Source organism: Frondihabitans sp. Leaf304 (assembly GCF_001423105.1).
In the GTDB taxonomy this organism is placed as follows: Bacteria; Actinomycetota; Actinomycetes; order Actinomycetales; family Microbacteriaceae; genus Frondihabitans.
The window spans coordinates 466,317-483,645 of the sequence record NZ_LMNV01000005.1; the positions used below are offsets into that span (position 1 = coordinate 466,317).

A 17,329-nucleotide genomic window follows, 5' to 3' on the forward strand; every position below is an offset into this window, starting at 1 on the left:
GCTACTCTCGGCGCCGGGCGGCCGGGCCGCCGGGCCACGAGAGCGGGTCACCCCTCGAGGCGATGCGCTCCGTCGGCCGCATGCACGGCGAAGATCGTCGGCTCGCGGTACCCGGCGGCGGCGAATGCCTCGAGCACGGCCGCGGTCACCGTCTCTCGCGAATCCGACGGCACCAGCGCGATCGCTGCGCCGCCGAAACCGCCGCCCGTCATCCGCGCGCCGACAGCGCCGGTCGACTGCGCGGTCGAGACAGCGAGGTCGAGCTCGGGCACCGAGATCTCGAAGTCATCGCGCATCGACACGTGCGAAGCGTCGAGCAGGGCGCCGATCGCGCCCGGGCCCGATTCGCGCAGGGTGCGGACGGTGTCGAGCACGCGCTGGTTCTCGGTGATCACGTGGCGCACGCGGCGGTACGTCTCGTCGTCGAGAAGCGACTCGGCGCGTTCGAGGTCGGAGACGTCGAGGTCGCGGAGGGAGGTGACGCCGAGCGCTGCCGCCCCCTTCTCGCACGAGGCGCGGCGCTCGACGTAGCCGCCGGTCGCATGCGCGTGCTCGACGCGGGTGTCGATCACGAGCAGCTCGAGCGAGGCCGGAGCGAAGCCGAGGTCGATGACCTCGGCGTCGAGACTGCGGCAATCGAGGAACACGGCCGAGTCGGCGCGACCGAGAAGCGAGGCGGACTGATCCATGATCCCGGTGGGTGCGCCCACGGCGTGGTTCTCGGAGTACTGCCCAACCGAGGCCAGGAACGGTCGTGTCACGTCGAGGTTCCAGAGGTCGGCCATCGCGACGGCGACTGAGCACTCGATCGCGGCGGACGACGAGAGGCCGGCGCCGACGGGCACATCGGAGTCGACGAAGATGTCGAGACCGAACGCCTCGGAGAGGTCGATGGCGACGTCGTCGGAGGTCGTCACCTCGGGCAGCTTCTTGGATAGCGCCCAGGCGATCCCGAACACATAGGCCGACCAGCCGTCGAGGGTGGCGGGATCGAGCGCGTCGAGCGAGGCCTCGTGCACGACGCCGGGCTCGAACGACGACGAGGCGCGCAGAAGGCGGTCGTCGCGGCGCCCGACGGTGATGGTCGTCGCCCGGTCGATCGCGAGCGGCAGCACGAAGCCGTCGTTGTAGTCGGTGTGCTCGCCGATCAGGTTGACGCGGCCGGGAGCCTGCCAGCGGCCCACGACCTCGGTGTCGAAGATGCCGTCGAATGTCGGTGAATCGGTGGTGCTCATGCTCGGTCGATGGCCTCTCGGATCAGTTCGGCGCTCTTCTCGGGAACGAGGTCGCCGATCCAGGCTCCCATCGCCGCCTCGGATCCTGCCAGGAATTTGAGCTTGCTCTCAGCCCGCCGCGGCGAGGTGACCTGCAGCATCAGCCGCACGGTGTCGCGCCCTACGTTCACCGGCGCCTGGTGCCAGGCGGCGATGTAGGGCGTCGGGTCGTCGTAGAGAGCGTCGACTCCGCGAAGGATCCGACGGTACATCAGGGCGAGTTCGTCGCGTTCGTCGCTCGTCAGACCCGCGAAGTCGGGCACGTGGCGGTGGGGCAGCAGGTGGATCTCGACGGGCCACCGGGCCGCGAAGGGCACGAACGCGGTGAAGTGCTCACCGGCGAGCACGACTCGGGGGCCGCTCCGCTCGGTGTCGAGGATGTCTTCGAACAGGTTCGGGCCGTACGACTCGATGCTCTGCAGTAACCGGGTCGTGCGGGGCGTGACGTAGGGGTAGGCGTAGATCTGGCCGTGCGGGTGATGCAGCGTGACGCCGATCGCCTCGCCGCGGTTCTCGAACGGGAAGACCTGCTGGATGCCGGGCAGGGCGCTCAGCGCCTCGGTGCGGTCGGCCCAGGCCTCGACGACGGTGCGGGCACGCGACTCGCTGAGACTCGCGAACGAGCCGTAGGTCTCGGGGCTGAAGCAGACGACCTCGCAGCGGCCGATCGAGGTGCGGGTGCGCCCGATGCCGATCTCGGAGAGGTCGTCGAGGCTCAGCGGTGCGTTGTCGGCGTCGTCGGGGAGGAGCGGCCCAAAGGAGGGCGACCTGTTCTCGAAGACCGCGACGTCGTAGATGTCGGGGATCTCGGAGGGGTTCGTCTCGGTCGCGGGTGCGAGCGGGTCGAGCTCGGCCGGGGGCAGGAACGCGCGGTTCTGGCGCGAGGCCGCGATCGACACCCACTCACCCGTCAGAACGTCTTGCCGCATGGTCGCCGTCTCGGGGCGTGGGTCGAGGGGTCGCCGGTCGGGTTTCCGCTCGGCCGGCAGCGTGGTGTCGGCGTCGTCGAAGTAGATGAGCTCGCGACCGTCGGCCAGGACGGTCGGGCGTTTGACGATGGGCATGCCCCTCCTTGGGATTGCTCGGCGCCCCCGAGATTGCTCGATGCTTTCTCTTGCGAAGGCAAACGAAAGTATACGAAGCTTGAGGTGTGGATTCCACCCCTCGTCCCTCGCAATCGTCCGGCGTTTTCTCGCCGCGCCGCCGGGAGGGCATCGTGTCGGTCGTCGAGGCGCACGGTTTCGCCCGCACGACCGATCTGGCTCGCGAGTTCGGCACCTCCGAGGTGACGATCCGCAGCGACTTCGATGCTCTTGCGCTGGCTGGTCGTCTGGTCCGTGTGCACGGTGGGGCGATGAGCGTCGAGCAGTCACCCGTCGAGCGGCCGTTCGAAGAGGTCGCGGCCGTCGGTGCGGCAGCGAAGCGGGCCATCGGCGTGCAGGCGGCCTCGCTCGTTGGCAGTGGCCAGTGCATCGTGCTCGATGTCGGCACCACGACCACGCAGATCGCCGAGGCGCTGCTCGAGCGCACCGACCTGACCGGGGTCACCATCGTCACCAACGGCCTCACGATCGCCCTCGCTCTCGAGCGGGCTGTTCCACGGTTCACCGTGATCGTGACCGGGGGCACGCTCCGGCCCCTGCAGCACTCGCTCGTCAATCCTCTGGCGACCACCGTGTTCGAGAGCCTCACGGCCGACCTGGCCTTCATCGGCTGCACGGGCGTCGACGTTCGGCACGGCGTCACCAACGTCAATCTGCCCGAGACCGACCTCAAGCGGCTGATGGCCCGAACAGCCCGGCGGTCGTTCATCGTCGCCGACGGGGGCAAGATAGGGGAGGCGCATCTCGGCGTGATCGGGCCTCTCGAGTCGTTCGAGGGCTTGATAACGGCGGGTGCCGCGGCTGACGACGTCCGGGGGCTCCGCGAGGCGGGGCTCACGGTGCTCGAGGCCGACGAGACCGACCGCACTTCCTCTGAGAGAGACTCCCCGTGACCGACACCTTCTCGCCCACCGGCGATCAATATGCCCTCCGTCTCGAGAGCGACGGCCACGTCGTCACAGCGATCGTCACCGAGCTCGCCGCGGGCCTCCGGGGCCTTGAGGTCGACGGCAACGCGGTCGCCGAGACCTTCGCCGAGCACGAGAGCCCGCCTTCGGCGTGCGGCATCACGCTCGTCCCCTGGCCGAACCGGGTCGATGGCGGCATCTGGCACCTCGACGGCGCCGAGCAGAAACTCGACATCACCGAGGTCGCCAAGGGCAACGCGAGCCACGGCCTCCTGCGATACACCGCGTATCGCCCCGTGTCGGTCGAGCCGCACGCGGTGACGCAGGCTGCTTCGGTGTTCCCCCAGCACGGCTACCCGTTCCGTCTCGACACCACGGTCCGGCACGAGCTCGTGGTCGACGGGCTGATCGTGACGCACACGGTCACAAACCGGGGCCCCGGTCGTGCACCGTTCGCCGTCGGATCCCACCCGTTCTTCCGGGTCGGCTCGCACGACCCCGCCACGCTCCGGGTGACCCTCGATGCCGCGACGCGCTTCGAGACGAACGTGCGCAGCATTCCCGTCGGCACGTCGCCCGTCGCCGGCACCCCGTTCGACCTCGCCGGTTCGCCCCTGGTCGGCGACCTCGACATCGACACCTGCTATCGCGACATCGCGCAGGATCCCTCGGGTCACCGGGTCACGACCCTCACCGCGCCCGACGGCTCTACGACTGCGATGTGGCAAGACGCGTCGTTCCCCTACGTGCAGGTCTTCACCCCGCGGAACTTCCCGCGCGACGGCGTCAAGGGCCTCGCTATCGCCGCCGAGCCGATGACGGCGCCGGCGAACGCGCTGGCCTCCGGCGAGAGCCTCATTTGGCTCGACGAGGGCGAGACCTGGACCGGCTCATGGGGTGTGCGCTACTCGGCTGCGGTGGCTGCCTGAGCTGTGGTGTCTGCGCTGGGCTGCCTGAGCTATGGCCGGCGCTGCTTCAGCGAGACTCCACAAAGTGCCCATCTGAGTCACCCCACATCGGCACTTTGAGGAGTCTCGCGGACAACGGGGCCCACCACGAGTGCGCTCTCGCCGACACGGGGCCCGCAACGACAAATGGCGCCCCGGGGGGCGCCATTTATCGTTGTGGGCCCCGTGGGGCTCGAACCCACGACCAACGGATTAAAAGTCCGATGCTCTACCGACTGAGCTAGAGGCCCGTGCAGCTACCGATTGTAGCAACAGCGCGAGGTCGTTCCGGCCCACGCCCACCAGAAGCCGCAGCCGAACCCGCACCCGCAGCGCGGCTCAGTCGAGGCTGCCGTCGCGCCACCGCCCGGCGCACGCCGCCAGGTCGGTCGCGAGCTCGGTCAGCCGCAGGCCGCGCCGCGTGAATTCGCTCGATCGTTCCGGCTCGAGCACGTCGAGGTCGTCGGCTACGGCGGTGGCACCGGCTGACGCCAGCCGGGCGAACGCCGCACCGCGGTCGAGTGCGAGGGCGAAGTCGCCATCGAAGACACCTCGAAGGATCCGGTCGGCTAGCTCGAGGATTTCCTCCGGCGTCGCGGGAGTGGGGGCGCCCGCAACCACGGGGTCGATGGTCGACGAGATCGCGGCGCCCCGCTCGAACAGGTACGTGATGTCGTCGGGGCTCTGCCGAATGACCGCCCGGAGCAGATAGATGCGCCAGAGCGCACCGGGCAGGCTGTGCGCGGTCGCACCCGCCCACAGCTCGGCGAGGGCATCGATGCCGTTGGAGTCGGTGAACGCCACAAGTCGGTCGAGGATCTCGGGGCTCGGGTCGTTTCGGACACGGGCGAGTAGCGCGCCGGCCGACTCGTGGGCGACGCGATGCATGACTGCGGGATCGTCGCCGCCCTGGAAGGCCTCGAACTCGTGGCCGGCGAACTGGGCGGGGCGGTGAAAGTGACGCTCTGACATTGGGCCCAGAGTACGCCCCGCCACCGACACGCAGGGTGACCGTCCCCGAGACCGCGGCGGCCAGAATAACACCGCTTTGCGGCGGCGACACCGGCCAAAAACGCTGCCTGCATCGAAAGGCGGTGTCACAGTAACCGCAGCCGTTCGCTCTCTGCGGACGCCGAGCGAGACCGACCGTGCCGCCTGTACAGTGGACGACGCCGGGCCGCAGTAAACCCCGGGCTCCAAATTTAGCCGCTCCGAGCGGCCTCGCGCCGAGAGGCGTTTCTGCGGCCCGGCGCTTCTTCGTTAAGGGCACCAGTGCTCATGAAGGGCACCAGCGCTGGAGAAGGGCCCCGGTCACGCCGTGTCGAGCGGCGTCGGGCCGGATCCTGAGCTCGTCGATCTGCTGCCTGAAGAATCCTCCAATCCGCTCGGACGGCCGCGCCGAACACAGTGCAAGAGAGAAAACCCGCCGATCACCCTCGATCGCCGGGTCGGTCACGACTGGCCGGCCCACCGCGGCGGCTCTCTCGCACTGCCGGGCTTTTGCCATCCCAGACGGTCCGTGCGAGAGGGCCACCCCGGTAACAGCGCCGACTTCCCTACCAGTGCGGACGGAGGTGCGACCTGACATGCTGGAGCTTGTGAGCCGCGACATGGAAACACCCGGGCGCGACATCGGCGCCGAAGCCACCCCCGACGAACTCCTCGGGCGTGTTGCCGACGGCGATCGCGCGGCTTTTGCCGAGCTGTACGACCAGAGCGGAGCCCGCGTGCTCGGCCTGATCAAGCGGCTCCTCAAAGACCACTCGCAGTCGGAGGAGGTCACGCAAGAGGTCTTCCTCGAGATCTGGCAGACGGCCACCCGCTTCGATCCGGCCAAGGGCAGCGCCTCCAGCTGGATGCTGACCATGGCTCACCGCCGAGCGGTCGACCGGGTGCGTGCCAGCCAGTCGAGTCGTGACCGCGACACCAAGATCGGTATCCGCGACTACGAGACCTCGTACGACTCGGTCACCGAGCAGGTCGAGATCCGCATCGAGCACGAGCGGGTCGAGCGCGCGCTCGGTCGCCTCACCGAACTGCAGAGACAGGCCGTGCAGCTCGCCTACTACGGCGGCTACACGCACAACGAGGTCTCTCAAATGCTTCACGTGCCCATCGGCACAGTCAAAACCCGCTTACGAGACGGCATGATCCGCCTTCGCGACGAATTAGGAGTGGCGTCATGAGCGACAACCGCAACGGCTCCGGCCCCTCGAACCCTGACATCGACGCTCTCTCCGGTGCCTACGCGCTGAACGCGATCACCGACGAAGAGCGCAACACCTTTGAAGCTCGCCTCAGCGAGTCACCCGAACTCAGACAGGAGGTAGCCGAGTTGAACGACACCGCTCTGCTGCTCGGTCGTGCGGCGACGCCCGTCACCCCCTCTGCCGGTCTGCGTGCCAGCATCCTCGACCTCATCGAGTCGACGCCCCAGCTTCCGCGCCTCGAGACCCCCGCAGCGCAGGATCCGGCTCCCGCCACGACCTCGACCGAGGCCGAGAGTGGTGGCAAGCTCCTCGAGCCCATCCCGCTCGCTCGGCAGCGCTGGTTCATGCGCCCCGGCGTCCTGCTCATCGGAGCTGCCGCCGCGGTGGGTCTTGTCTTCGGCGGGGTCGGGCTGTCCAACCAGCTCGGGCCGACGACGTCGCAGACCGCGCCCATCGCCGGTGGAGCCGACCTCCAGCAGATCCTCACCGCCAACGACGTGCAGCACGCTGCGACCGACATCTCGTCGGGCGGCAAGGCGACGCTGTACTGGTCGAACGGCCTCCAGCGCTCGGCCGTCATGCTCACCGGCCTGACCTCCCTGCCGAGCGACAAGACCTACCAGCTCTGGTACATCAAGGGCTCCGACGTCAAGTCGGCTGGCACCGTCTCGGTCACCTCGAACTCGGTCACCCAGGTGCTGCAGGGCGACATGCAGGCGGGCGACACCGTCGGCATCACGGTGGAGCCGGCGGGCGGCTCGAAGCAGCCGACCACGACTCCGGTCGCCGCACTGCAGAGCGCTTAGCGCCCCGCGAATCACAAATGGCTCAGGCCCCGGTCTTTCGACCGGGGCCTGAGCCATTTCTGCGGGTTAGCGCTGGTGGATCAACCGAAGCGGCCCGACACGTAGTCTTCGGTCGCCTGGACCGACGGGTTCGAGAACATCGTCGCGGTGTCGTTGAACTCGATGAGCTTGCCGGGCTTGCCGGTGCCCGCGATGTTGAAGAACGCCGTCTTGTCGCTGACACGCGACGCCTGCTGCATGTTGTGGGTCACGATCACGATCGTGTACTCCTGCTTGAGCTCCTCGATGAGGTCTTCGATCGCGAGCGTAGAGATGGGGTCGAGGGCCGAGCAGGGCTCGTCCATGAGGATCACATCGGGAGACACCGCGACGGCGCGTGCGATGCAGAGACGCTGCTGCTGTCCGCCGGACAACCCGGATCCTGGCTTGTCGAGTCGGTCTTTGACCTCGTTCCAGAGGTTCGCGCCCTGGAGCGACTTCTCGACGAGCTCGTCGGAGTCGGTCTTCGACATGCGGCGGTTGTTGAGCTTCACGCCGGCGAGCACGTTGTCGCGAATCGACATCGTGGGGAACGGGTTGGGGCGCTGGAACACCATGCCGACCTGGCGGCGCACGAGCACCGGGTCGACGCCGGGGCCGTAGAGGTCGTTGCCGTCGATGAGCACCTCGCCCTCCACGTAGGCGCCGGGGATGACCTCGTGCATGCGGTTGAGCGTGCGGAGGAACGTCGACTTGCCACAGCCGGAGGGGCCGATGAACGCGGTCACGGTGCGCGGTTCGATCGTGATGTTGACGTCTTCGACAGCACGGAACTTGCTGTAGTAGACGTTGAGGTCTTTGACTTCGATGCGCTTAGACACTGAGGTTCCTTTTCGGGACGGAGCGGGGGAGAGCCGGGCTGAGGCGATGCCGCAGCTAGCGGCTGAGCTTGGGGGCGAAGAAGCGGCCGATGAGGCGGGCCAGCAGGTTCAGGGCCATGACGATGAGGATCAGCACGAGGGCGCCGGTCCAGGCGCGCTCCACGAACGGTGTGGCATTCGGCCCCTGGTTGGCGTACTGCGTGTAGACGAACACCGGCAGGGTCATCATGCGGTCCATGAGCAGGTCGTAGTTCATGCTCGTCGTGAAGCCGGTCGTGATGAGCAGCGGGGCGGTCTCGCCGATGACGCGCGAGATCGCCAGCATCACACCCGTCGTGAGACCGGCGATCGACGTCGGCAGGATGACCTTGACGATCGTCAGCCACTTCGGCACACCGAGGGCGAAGCTCGCCTCGCGCAGCTCGTTCGGCACGATCTTCAGGATTTCTTCGCTCGAACGGACGACCACCGGGATCATGAGCACGCTGAGCGCGATCGAGCCGACGATACCGGCACGGTACGCCGGACCGAGGAGGAGGGAGAAGAGCGCGAAGGCGAACAGGCCGGCGACGATGGAGGGGATACCCGTCATCACGTCGACGAAGAACGTGATCGATCGAGCCAGACGACCCCGGCCGTACTCGACGAGGTAGATCGAGGTGAGCAGGCCGATCGGGACGCTGATCAGTGTCGCGATGGCCGTGATCTCGAGGGTTCCGACGATCGCGTGCAGCGCGCCGCCGCCGTCGCCGATCACGTTGCGCATCGACTGGCTGAAGTAAGCAGAGTCGAAGCGGGCGAGCCCGCGCGACAACACCGTGTAGATGAGCGAGATCAGGGGGAGCAGGGTCACGATGAAGGCCGTGGCGACCAGCGAGGTGACGAGGCGGTCCTTTGCCTTGCGGCCCCCCTCGACGACCATCGAGATCACGACGATGAGGATGTCGAAGAGGATGGTGCCGAAGAAGAGGGCGCCGACGATGTTGAAGTCGCTGGTGGTGCCCGATGCCTCGAGCAGCAGAAAGATGACCACGAAGATCGCCCAGCTGACGATGAGCAGGCCCCACGGGGCGCCCTTCGGCAGCTTGCCCGCGGTCAGCGTGTTGGTGCGAGTGGACGTGTTGCGGACGGCGACCGACATCAGTTGGCTCCCGAGAAGTCTTTGCGGCGGTTGACGACGAACCGGGCCGCCATGTTGACCAGCAGTGTGATGACGAACAGGATCAGGCCCGACGCGATGAGGGTGTTCAAACCGACTCCCTGCGCCTCGTTGAACTGGAGCGCGATGTTGGCGGCGATCGTGTTCGGGTTCTGACTCGTCAGAAGGTGGAGGTTCACGACCGCGGCCGGCGACAGCACGATCGCAATGGCGAGGGTCTCACCGAGGGCGCGACCGAGGCCGAGCATGATCGCGGAGACCATGCCGGAACGGGCGAACGGGAGCACCGCCATCTGGATCATCTCGAAGCGCGTCGCGCCGAGGGCCAGAGCGGCCTCCTCGTGCAGACGAGGAGCCTGCAGGAAGATCTCGCGCATGACCGCGGTCATGATCGGCAGGATCATCACGGCGAGCACGATGGACGCCGTGAGGATCGTCTTGCCGGTGCCGGAGACGGGCCCTGCGAACAGGGGGATCCAGCCGAGCTTGTCGACGAGGGTCGAGTAGAAGGGCTGGATGAAGGGGGCGAGCACGAGCACGCCCCAGAGGCCGAACACGACGCTGGGCACGGCTGCCAGCAGGTCAATGATGTAGCCGAGCAGCTGGCTGATGCGGCGCGGTGCGTAGTGCGAGATGAAGAGCGCGATGCCGAGCGCGAGCGGGGTAGCGATGATGAGGGCCAGCAGGGCAGCCCAGATGGTGCCGAAGACGAGGGGGCCGACGTAGTCCCAGAAGCTCTTTGCACCCTGAGGGATCTCGCCGGGCTTGGCGGTCAGGGCCGGGATGCTCTGCACGATGAGGAACAGGGCGACTGCCACGAGCACTACGAGGATCAACGACCCCGAAAGCACCGTGGCGGTGGAGAAGACGCGATCGCCGAGACGAACGACGGACTTGGGTCGGGTGTCTGCCTTGGAGGGGCGTTCCGCGGTAGCGGTCATGAAGAGGAGATCCTGCTCTGGCTCGGTGGGCCGCACGACTGTTCGGGATAGAGGAGCTGGGCACTGGGTGGTGCTAGTGAAGCAGAGGAATCCGGGCCGCGGAAGTGTCCGCGACCCGGATCCTGGTCGTGCTGGTGTTACTTGATGGTGGCGGCAGCCGTTGCGACCTTGGAGGCGAGGTCGCTGGTCAGCTCAGCCGACTTGGCCTGCTCGGCGGCGGCCTTCTGACCGTCGGCGCTGGCTGCGTAGGTGGCGTAGGCCTTGACCAGGTTGCCCTTGGCGCTGTCCTTGTAGGTGTCGCAGGCGATGATGTAGCTCACGAGCACGAGAGGCCAGTCGCCCTTGTCGGTCAGCGTCCGGTCGATGTTGATCGCGAGGTCGTTGTCAGCGCGGCCTTCGACCAGCGGGGACTTCGAGACGACCGCGGCGGCGCCGTCGGCGCTGAGCTCGGTGGCGGTTCCGCCGACCATCAGCTTCGCGACGGAAAGGTCACCAACAGCCGAGTCGTCGAGGTACGTGATCGAGTTCTTCGAGTTCTTGGCGGCGTCGGCCACACCGGAACCACCCTTGGCAGCGTCACCTACGGAGTAGGGGAAGGTCTGCGAGGCCTCTTCGGTCCAGACCGACTTGGCCTGGCTCGCAAGGTACTGCGAGAAGTTGAAGGTGGTGCCGGAGTCGTCCGAGCGGTGCACGACCGTGATCGCGGCGCTGGGGAGCTTCGCGTCGGGGTTCAGCTTGGTGATCGCCGCGTCGTTCCACTTGGTGATCGTGCCCTTGAAGATACCGGCGATGGTGTCGGCGTCGAGGGTGAGGTCGGTGAGGCCGTCGACGTTGTACGCGATGGCGATCGGCGAGATGTAGACGGGAAGGTCGATGGCCTTGGAGTCGGCGGCGCACCCGGCGAACGTCGACTTCAGCTCTTCGTCCGAGAGAGCGGCGTCGGAGCCGGCGAAGTCGGCGGCACCCGAGATGAAGCTGGTGCGACCGGCGCCGGAGCCCTGCGGGTCGTAATTGACGTTGGCGTCGGCGTTGGCCTGCTGGAAGGCGGAAGCCCAGGCGGTCTCTGCGGCCTGCTGAGCAGACGAGCCGATGCCGTTGATGGTGCCGGAGAGGTCGCTCGAGCCGGCAGACGAGCCAGTGCCCGCGCCGCCCTCGTTCGATGCACAGGAAGACAGTGCAATTGCTCCGACGATGGCGATGGCGGCGATGCTGCCAACTCGCTTGATGTTCACAGATTTCCCTTCGGGGAGGACTAAGTCGTGATGCAGGGGTGTGCCCCCGTGAGGGAGCGAGACTCGAATGAGTCACGGGCCGGTGCTGACCCGCGAGCGAGGCTACGTTTCTGCGTTAACGACGTTCGTCTGTATCGGTGAACGGAAGGTGAACGGCCGGAGAACAAGCGCCGGGGATCCGAGGGGTTGGCAGGGTGAGGAGTAGGGCGGTTCGCCAGGCTGCGCCTCCTGAGTTCAGGTGGAGTGCTCGGCGAGTCCTGCGTTAGGGGGCTGGCAGCGCCATAACCCCTCGGTTCAGGATCCGGGGCGCCACTCACGCCTGAGTTGTGCGCCCGTTGTCCTGAATACATGAGCCCTGAATACATGGACCCCGAGTGCAGGTGCCCTCGCGGCGGATCCTGAGCCCCTGCCCGCTTACAGGCCTGACCCGTGCGTCTCGATGGCGACGAGCGTCGCGTCGGCGCGAGACAGATGCAGCACGGTGTAGTCGCCGGTGCTCAGCGAGCCGAAACGGCGGAGGTCGAGCGCGTAGCCGCCGTTCGCCTGGGACGCGATCTGGCGGATGATCTCGGGCAGGACGGGCCCGTGGCTACAGAGGACGGCGTCGACCCGCTTCTTCAAGCGCTTCTTGACGACGCCTGCGACGTCGGCGGTGCCGGCCTCGAACGCGTCTTGGCTGAGGGCGTCGGTCTGGCGGACACCCACGTGCGAGGCCGCCGACAGCGGCTCGACCGTGGCCAGGCAGCGGGCGGCGGTGCTGCTGATGATGCGTGCGGGTCGCCAGGAGGCGATTCCCGGCGCGATCGCCTTGGCCTGTTTGCGGCCGACCGGCAGCAGAGGCCTCGTCGCATCGGTACCAGACCACTCGCCGGGTGCGACGGTCTTGGCGTGCCGCAGAGCCACTATCGCGAACGTGCGCGCCTGGTCGGCGGCGACTCGATCGGCGAAGCGGTCGAGGATCTCGGCGTCACGCTCGTAGGTGAGCTGCGCACGAGCCTTGGCGAGGGGAACCCACTCGATCTTCTGCACCTCGTCGTTCGGGACGAAGGATCCGGCCGCAGCGAACTCGGCATCACCGATCTCAGCGGCCCAGTAGTGCACCACCTTGTCGCGCCCGCCCGGCAGAAGGTATTCGGCCGTGCCGAGCGGTGCGCCGAGGGCGACAGAGTAGCCGGTCTCTTCGCGGATCTCGCGCACAGCCGTCTGGGGGGTCGACTCACCGGAATCGACCTTGCCCTTCGGCAGCGACACGTCGTGGTGGTAGTCGCGGTGGATCAGAAGCACCCGGACTTTTCCGTCGACGAGCCTCCAGCACACGGCGCCCGCGGCGACGATCGTGGTGGCGGCCGGCTTCGCGGCCGTCTGCAGGGGCGTGTCTCGCCTGGGTGTCACCGTGTGGAACGCCTTCTCTTGCTGATCTGCTTCATCAGGCCATCTTGCATGTCGGCGAGACGTTCGCCCGAATCGCTGCGCGAGTGGCGCTCCCACGAGCCCTCGGGCGTGAGGTACCACGACGATGTCTCGGGCGACATGGCCAGGTTGAAGAGCGCCTCGATCTCGGCGAGGTGATCGTCTTGGACGAGCCGGACCAGCACTTCGACACGGCGGTCGAGGTTGCGGTGCATCATGTCGGCGCTGCCAATGAACACCTGCGGGTCGCCGTCGTTGTGGAACGAGAACAGGCGGGAGTGCTCGAGGTAGCGGCCCAGAATGGAGCGCACGCGGATGTTCTCGCTGAGGCCGGGGATGCCCGCCTTGAGCGAGCAGATGCCGCGCACCCAGATGTCGATCGGCACCCCCGCGTTACTCGCGTGGTAGAGCGCGTCGATGATCTCTTCGTCGACCATCGAGTTGATCTTGATGCGGATGCCCGAGGGCTTGCCGGCGGCAGCGTTCTCCGCCTCGACGGCGATGCGCTTGATGAGGCCCTTGCGCAGGTGGAGCGGTGCGACGAGCAGGCGTTTGAACTTCTTCTCGATGGCGTAGCCCGAGAGCTCGTTGAAGAGGCGGGTGACGTCTTTTCCGACCTGGTCGTCGGCGGTGAAGAGACCCATGTCTTCGTAGATGCGGCTGGTCTTGGGGTTGTAGTTGCCCGTGCCGATGTGCGTGTAGTGGCGGAGCCGACCGCCCTTCTCCTGGCGGATGACCAGCGCGAGCTTGCAGTGCGTCTTCAGCCCGACGAGGCCGTAGACGACGTGCACGCCGGCCTTCTCGAGCTTGCGAGCCCAGGTGATGTTGTTCTGCTCGTCGAAGCGGGCCTTGATCTCGACCAGTGCGAGCACCTGCTTGCCGGCCTCGGCCGCGTCGATGAGGGCCTCGATGATGGGGCTGTCACCCGACGTGCGGTACAGGGTCTGCTTGATCGCCAGCACGTTCGGGTCGGCGGCGGCCTGCTCGAGGAACGCCTGCACGCTCGTTGCGAACGACTCGTAGGGGTGGTGCACGAGCACGTCACGACGCGAGATGCTCGCGAAGATGTCGGGCTTCATGTTCGGCTCGGTCGGCAGAAGCTGCACGGCCGTGGTCGGGAGGTGCTTGGCGTAGTGCAGCTCGGGGTTGGTGATCTTGGCGATCTCGAACAGGCCGGCGAGGTCGAGCGGCGCCGGAAGGCGATAGACCTCTTGGTCGGTGATGTCGAGCTCGCGGACGAGCAGCTCGAGCGTGACGGGATCCATGTCTTCGGTGATCTCGAGACGGATCGGGGGGCCGAAGCGGCGGCGCAGCAGCTCTTTCTCGAGCGCCTGGATGAGGTTCTCCGACTCGTCTTCGTCGATCTCGACGTCTTCGTTGCGGGTGACGCGGAAGACGTGGTGCTCGTTGACCTCCATGCCCGGGAACAGGTCTTGCAGGTGGTTCGCGATGAGGTCTTCGAGCGGGATGAAGCGGAGGCGACCGCTGCCGTCGTCGGGCAGCTGTACGAAACGGGGGAGCACCTGCGGCACCTTGAGGCGCGCGAACTCCTGCTTCTCGGTCTTGGGGTTGCGCACTCGCACAGCGAGGTTGAGCGACAGGCCGGAGATATAGGGGAACGGGTGGGCCGGGTCGACGGCCAGCGGCATCAGCACCGGGAAGATCTGGTTGGAGAACACCTCGTGCATGCGCTCGCGGTCGGTCGCGTCGAGGTCGGACCACATCTCGACGTGGATGCCCGCGGCGTCGAGATCGGGCTTGACCGAGTCGCTGAAGGCGCGCGCGTGGCGGGCCTGCAGCTCGTAGGCGCGCGCGTTGATCGTCGCGAGGACGTCTTTGGGTGAGGTGCCGATGTTGGTCGGCACGGCGAGCCCGGTCGCGATGCGGCGCTTAAGGCCGGCCACCCGCACCATGAAGAACTCGTCGAGGTTGCTCGCGAAGATCGCGAGGAAGTTGGCGCGCTCGAGCAGCGGGGTGTCGGGATCTTCGGCGAGCTCGAGAACCCTCTGGTTGAACGACAGCCAGCTGATCTCGCGGTCGAGGAACCGGTCGGTCGGCAGGGTGGCGTCGACGTCGAAGGTGACCATCTCGTCGAAGTCGTCGATCAAGTCGTTCGAGACGGCTGCGCCGTCGACGTAGGGTTCGCTATCCATCTCTCAATCCTGCCACCCGTGGCTCTTCGCGAGGGCCGTGGCGTGTGAACTGTTGGTAACTCCGCCCTGTTCACACGCGGCGGTGTAGCGGTGCCTCGTCAATTTGAGAGCGATCCGACGCGGCAGTCACACCAGTTACTGCCGTTTGGCGTCTGCGCCGACGGATCGCTCTCAAATTGGCGTCGCGCAGGGTGGGCAGGCAGAGCGGGCAGGCGGGCCAGGTCAGCGCGAAAGGGTGTACTGCACGTCGATCGCGTGATCGGTGAAGCCCCGCGTCGCGTAGAGGCCGAGCGCCGCGTCGTTGTCGCCCTCGACGTAGAGGGTGGCCGTCGTGACGCCGCGCTGAGCGAGCCGTGCCAGGCCGGCGTCGACGATCGCGCCGCCGAGGTGCTCGCCCTGGTGGTCGGGGGAGACGCCCACGGCGTAGAACTCGCCGAACGAGCCCGAGCCTGAATCAACGCCCGAGCCCGAGCCCGAATCCGACCCCGAAGCCGACCCCGAATCAGAGCCCGTACCCATCTCCACCTTTAACCAGGCGAAGGCGAGCAGCTCGTCGTCTTTCCACAGCAGCAAGAAGTCGCCCGGATCGAACCAGTCGTCGGCCTTGCGGGCGTCGAGATCGAGTTGCGTGAGCGACCCCTGCTCCGGATGCGACGCGAAGGCGCGCGCGTTGAGGTCGAGCCAGGCGGCGTCGTCGATGCCGGGGCGGAACGCCCGGACAGCTAAGCCTGCAGGAAGCGCAGGATCCGACGCCCCCGCATCGACCCTGGCCCGCTGCTGCAGCAGGCGCCGCGTCGGCACGAATCCGAAGCCCTCGGCCAGTCGGCGGGCGGCCGGGTGGTCTCCGTGGGCCCACACGGCGAGCGGCCCCTCGGTGACGTCGATCACCGCGCGCAGAAGGACGGTGCCGAGGCCGGCCCCGCGAACGGCCGGGCGAACGACGAGTTCGGCCTCGCCCGGGCGCAGGATGGCCGCGGCGTCGCCGTCGCCGAGCACGGTCGCGTCGCCCGAGCGGGCCTCGACGAGAGCCTGGTCGGAGAACGGCGGCGAGCCGTCGGCGGCGGTGGCCTCGGCGGTGAGCGGGGCGAGCATCGCGGCGGCGGCGGCCCCGCTGCGGTCGGGCTGGCCGACCGGGGTGGCGTCAGCTTCTGAGGGCATCTCGCTGCTCGTCGTCGTAGACGTTGAAGCGGTAGCCGACGTTGCGCACGGTACCGATGAGCGACTCGAGGTCGCCGAGCTTTGCGCGGAGGCGCCGCACGTGCACGTCGACCGTGCGCGTGCCGCCGAAGTAGTCGTAACCCCAGACCTCGCTCAGCAGCTGCTCGCGCGTGAACACGCGTGATGGATGCGTCGCGAAGAAGCGGAGCAGTTCGAATTCTTTGAAGGTGAGGTCGAGGGGCTTGCCGTGCACCTTCGCCGAGTAGCTCGCCTCGTCGATGACGACGCCGGAGGCCTGGATCTTCGACCCGGTCTGGCTTTGGGCGAGGCGGCCGGTGACCAGCCTGATTCGCGCGTCGACCTCGGCGGGGCCGGCCGACTCGAGGATGACGTCGTCGACGCCCCACTCGGAGTTGACCGCGGTCAGGCCGCCCTCGGTGAGGACGAGCACGATGGGCACCGTGACGCCGGTGGTGCGCAGGATCTTGCAAAGCGACTTCGCGCTGGCGAGATCGGTGCGGGCATCGACGAAGATGAGGTCGCTCGAGGGGGCGTTGACGAGGTGCGCGGGCTCTGCCGGGATCTGCCGGGTACGGTGACTGAGCAGGGCCAGTGCGGGCAGAACCTCGGGCGTACCGGAGGAAGTCAGGACCAAGAGCTGCGCCACACGACCTCCAGTTGATGTTCTCTCGTGATTCTAATTCACAGAGAAGTTGACCCCGGACCACCCTAGTGGGTGCCCCCATCAGCGCCAGTGGGCCAGGATGGAGGGGTGGAAACCAGCAACCGCCGAGTGCGCCTCCGTCTCGCGACGACCATTCCCGTGTGGTTCGCCGCTCTCGTGGGCGCCGTAGTCGTCGGCCTGACCGTCGACGGTGACGGCTATCTCGTCTGGCTTCCGCTCGTGCTGGGTTTCACCATCGTGCTGACGTTCTGCCTGCAGCTCGCCACCCGCGAGAAAGACGGGCTCGTCGACCGGACGATGCTGAGCCTGTCGGGAAGTCTCGTCGTGCTGGGTATCGCCACCGGGATCCTTGCTCTCCTCTCCCTCTGACCAGGCCTCGCGGGTAGGCTGACTGCATGGATTCTCTGCTTGCCCTCGAGATGTTCTACATCGGTCTGCTCGTCGTCGCGTCTCTCTGCATTGCGTTCGTCGCGGTGACGGTGC

The 17,329-nt window shown here is 67.3% G+C and carries 16 protein-coding genes and 1 tRNA gene; 5 read left to right on the top strand and 12 right to left on the bottom strand.

The features are described from left to right. Positions 1-47: 47 nt before the first annotated feature. Positions 48-1,235, bottom strand: coding sequence for a galactokinase (gene galK, locus ASF54_RS15685; RefSeq protein ID WP_055965208.1), 1,188 nt, complete (start codon positions 1,233-1,235; stop codon positions 48-50). Then, entirely contained in the window at positions 1,232-2,338 is a 1,107-nt protein-coding gene (gene galT, locus ASF54_RS15690; RefSeq protein ID WP_055965211.1) for a galactose-1-phosphate uridylyltransferase, read from the bottom strand. The genes galK and galT overlap by 4 nt, the downstream gene beginning before the upstream one ends. An 86-nt stretch (positions 2,339-2,424) precedes the next feature. On the opposite strand from galT, the gene ASF54_RS15695 reads away from it, so the two are divergent. Together ASF54_RS15695 and ASF54_RS15700 are read left to right on the top strand one after the other, a co-directional pair. Next, positions 2,425-3,270, top strand: coding sequence for a DeoR/GlpR family DNA-binding transcription regulator (locus ASF54_RS15695; protein WP_055965214.1), 846 nt, complete (start codon positions 2,425-2,427; stop codon positions 3,268-3,270). Further along, entirely contained in the window at positions 3,267-4,214 is a 948-nt protein-coding gene (locus tag ASF54_RS15700) for an aldose 1-epimerase family protein (RefSeq protein ID WP_055965217.1), read from the top strand. Before ASF54_RS15695 ends, ASF54_RS15700 begins: the two co-directional genes overlap by 4 nt. Before the next feature lie 196 nt (positions 4,215-4,410). Here ASF54_RS15700 and ASF54_RS15705 read toward each other — a convergent pair. Next, positions 4,411-4,483: transfer RNA gene (locus ASF54_RS15705), tRNA-Lys, on the bottom strand. Positions 4,484-4,571: 88 nt separating this feature from the next. Continuing rightward, entirely contained in the window at positions 4,572-5,204 is a 633-nt protein-coding gene (locus ASF54_RS15710; protein WP_055965220.1) for a hypothetical protein, read from the bottom strand. A 638-nt stretch (positions 5,205-5,842) separates the two neighbouring features. On the opposite strand from ASF54_RS15710, the gene ASF54_RS15715 reads away from it, so the two are divergent. Together ASF54_RS15715 and ASF54_RS15720 are read left to right on the top strand one after the other, a co-directional pair. Next, on the top strand, positions 5,843-6,418 hold the full coding sequence (locus ASF54_RS15715) for a sigma-70 family RNA polymerase sigma factor (protein ID WP_055965223.1): 576 nt from the start codon (positions 5,843-5,845) through the stop codon (positions 6,416-6,418). Continuing rightward, on the top strand, positions 6,415-7,248 hold the full coding sequence (locus tag ASF54_RS15720) for an anti-sigma factor (protein ID WP_055965226.1): 834 nt from the start codon (positions 6,415-6,417) through the stop codon (positions 7,246-7,248). Before ASF54_RS15715 ends, ASF54_RS15720 begins: the two co-directional genes overlap by 4 nt. Positions 7,249-7,328: 80 nt before the next feature. Here the strand turns inward: ASF54_RS15720 and pstB are convergent, their stop codons facing one another. From pstB to ASF54_RS15760, 8 genes are all read right to left on the bottom strand, one after another. Then, a complete protein-coding gene (gene pstB, locus ASF54_RS15725; RefSeq protein ID WP_055965229.1) occupies positions 7,329-8,108 on the bottom strand; it encodes a phosphate ABC transporter ATP-binding protein PstB in 780 nt (259 codons plus the stop codon). A 55-nt stretch (positions 8,109-8,163) separates the two neighbouring features. Continuing rightward, a complete protein-coding gene (gene pstA / locus ASF54_RS15730) occupies positions 8,164-9,249 on the bottom strand; it encodes a phosphate ABC transporter permease PstA (RefSeq protein ID WP_055965232.1) in 1,086 nt (361 codons plus the stop codon). Further along, the gene (gene pstC / locus ASF54_RS15735; RefSeq protein ID WP_055965496.1) at positions 9,249-10,208 is read right to left on the bottom strand and encodes a phosphate ABC transporter permease subunit PstC; all 960 of its coding nucleotides are present in this window, start codon (positions 10,206-10,208) and stop codon (positions 9,249-9,251) included. The genes pstA and pstC overlap by 1 nt, the downstream gene beginning before the upstream one ends. Before the next feature lie 137 nt (positions 10,209-10,345). Beyond that, positions 10,346-11,440 (bottom strand): phosphate ABC transporter substrate-binding protein PstS, encoded by a 1,095-nt coding sequence (pstS, locus tag ASF54_RS15740; protein WP_055965235.1) that lies wholly within the window; start codon positions 11,438-11,440, stop codon positions 10,346-10,348. Between the two features lie 414 nt (positions 11,441-11,854). Further along, positions 11,855-12,832, bottom strand: coding sequence for an NUDIX hydrolase (locus ASF54_RS15745; RefSeq protein WP_235481108.1), 978 nt, complete (start codon positions 12,830-12,832; stop codon positions 11,855-11,857). Beyond that, a complete protein-coding gene (locus ASF54_RS15750; RefSeq protein WP_055965238.1) occupies positions 12,829-15,003 on the bottom strand; it encodes an RNA degradosome polyphosphate kinase in 2,175 nt (724 codons plus the stop codon). The genes ASF54_RS15745 and ASF54_RS15750 overlap by 4 nt, the downstream gene beginning before the upstream one ends. 222 nt (positions 15,004-15,225) lie before the next feature. After that, positions 15,226-16,161, bottom strand: coding sequence for a mycothiol synthase (gene mshD, locus ASF54_RS15755; protein WP_055965241.1), 936 nt, complete (start codon positions 16,159-16,161; stop codon positions 15,226-15,228). Further along, positions 16,145-16,828: a winged helix-turn-helix domain-containing protein gene (locus tag ASF54_RS15760; protein ID WP_055965244.1), complete on the bottom strand. Its 684-nt coding sequence runs from the start codon at positions 16,826-16,828 to the stop codon at positions 16,145-16,147. Before ASF54_RS15760 ends, mshD begins: the two co-directional genes overlap by 17 nt. A 105-nt stretch (positions 16,829-16,933) precedes the next feature. On the opposite strand from ASF54_RS15760, the gene ASF54_RS15765 reads away from it, so the two are divergent. Further along, positions 16,934-17,215: a hypothetical protein gene (locus ASF54_RS15765; protein ID WP_055965247.1), complete on the top strand. Its 282-nt coding sequence runs from the start codon at positions 16,934-16,936 to the stop codon at positions 17,213-17,215. Positions 17,216-17,329 lie beyond the last annotated feature (114 nt).

What these genes read in the sequence shown, in the direction of transcription:
- ASF54_RS15720 (WP_055965226.1), top strand. Translation starts at nt 6,415, where the DNA reads ATGAGCGACAACCGCAACGGCTCCGGCCCCTCGAACCCTGACATCGAC.
- ASF54_RS15710 (WP_055965220.1), bottom strand. Translation starts at nt 5,204, where the DNA reads ATGTCAGAGCGTCACTTTCACCGCCCCGCCCAGTTCGCCGGCCACGAG.
- ASF54_RS15715 (WP_055965223.1), top strand. Translation starts at nt 5,843, where the DNA reads ATGGAAACACCCGGGCGCGACATCGGCGCCGAAGCCACCCCCGACGAA.
- galK (WP_055965208.1), bottom strand. Translation starts at nt 1,235, where the DNA reads ATGAGCACCACCGATTCACCGACATTCGACGGCATCTTCGACACCGAG.
- pstC (WP_055965496.1), bottom strand. Translation starts at nt 10,208, where the DNA reads ATGACCGCTACCGCGGAACGCCCCTCCAAGGCAGACACCCGACCCAAG.
- galT (WP_055965211.1), bottom strand. Translation starts at nt 2,338, where the DNA reads ATGCCCATCGTCAAACGCCCGACCGTCCTGGCCGACGGTCGCGAGCTC.
- mshD (WP_055965241.1), bottom strand. Translation starts at nt 16,161, where the DNA reads ATGCCCTCAGAAGCTGACGCCACCCCGGTCGGCCAGCCCGACCGCAGC.
- pstA (WP_055965232.1), bottom strand. Translation starts at nt 9,249, where the DNA reads ATGTCGGTCGCCGTCCGCAACACGTCCACTCGCACCAACACGCTGACC.
- ASF54_RS15750 (WP_055965238.1), bottom strand. Translation starts at nt 15,003, where the DNA reads ATGGATAGCGAACCCTACGTCGACGGCGCAGCCGTCTCGAACGACTTG.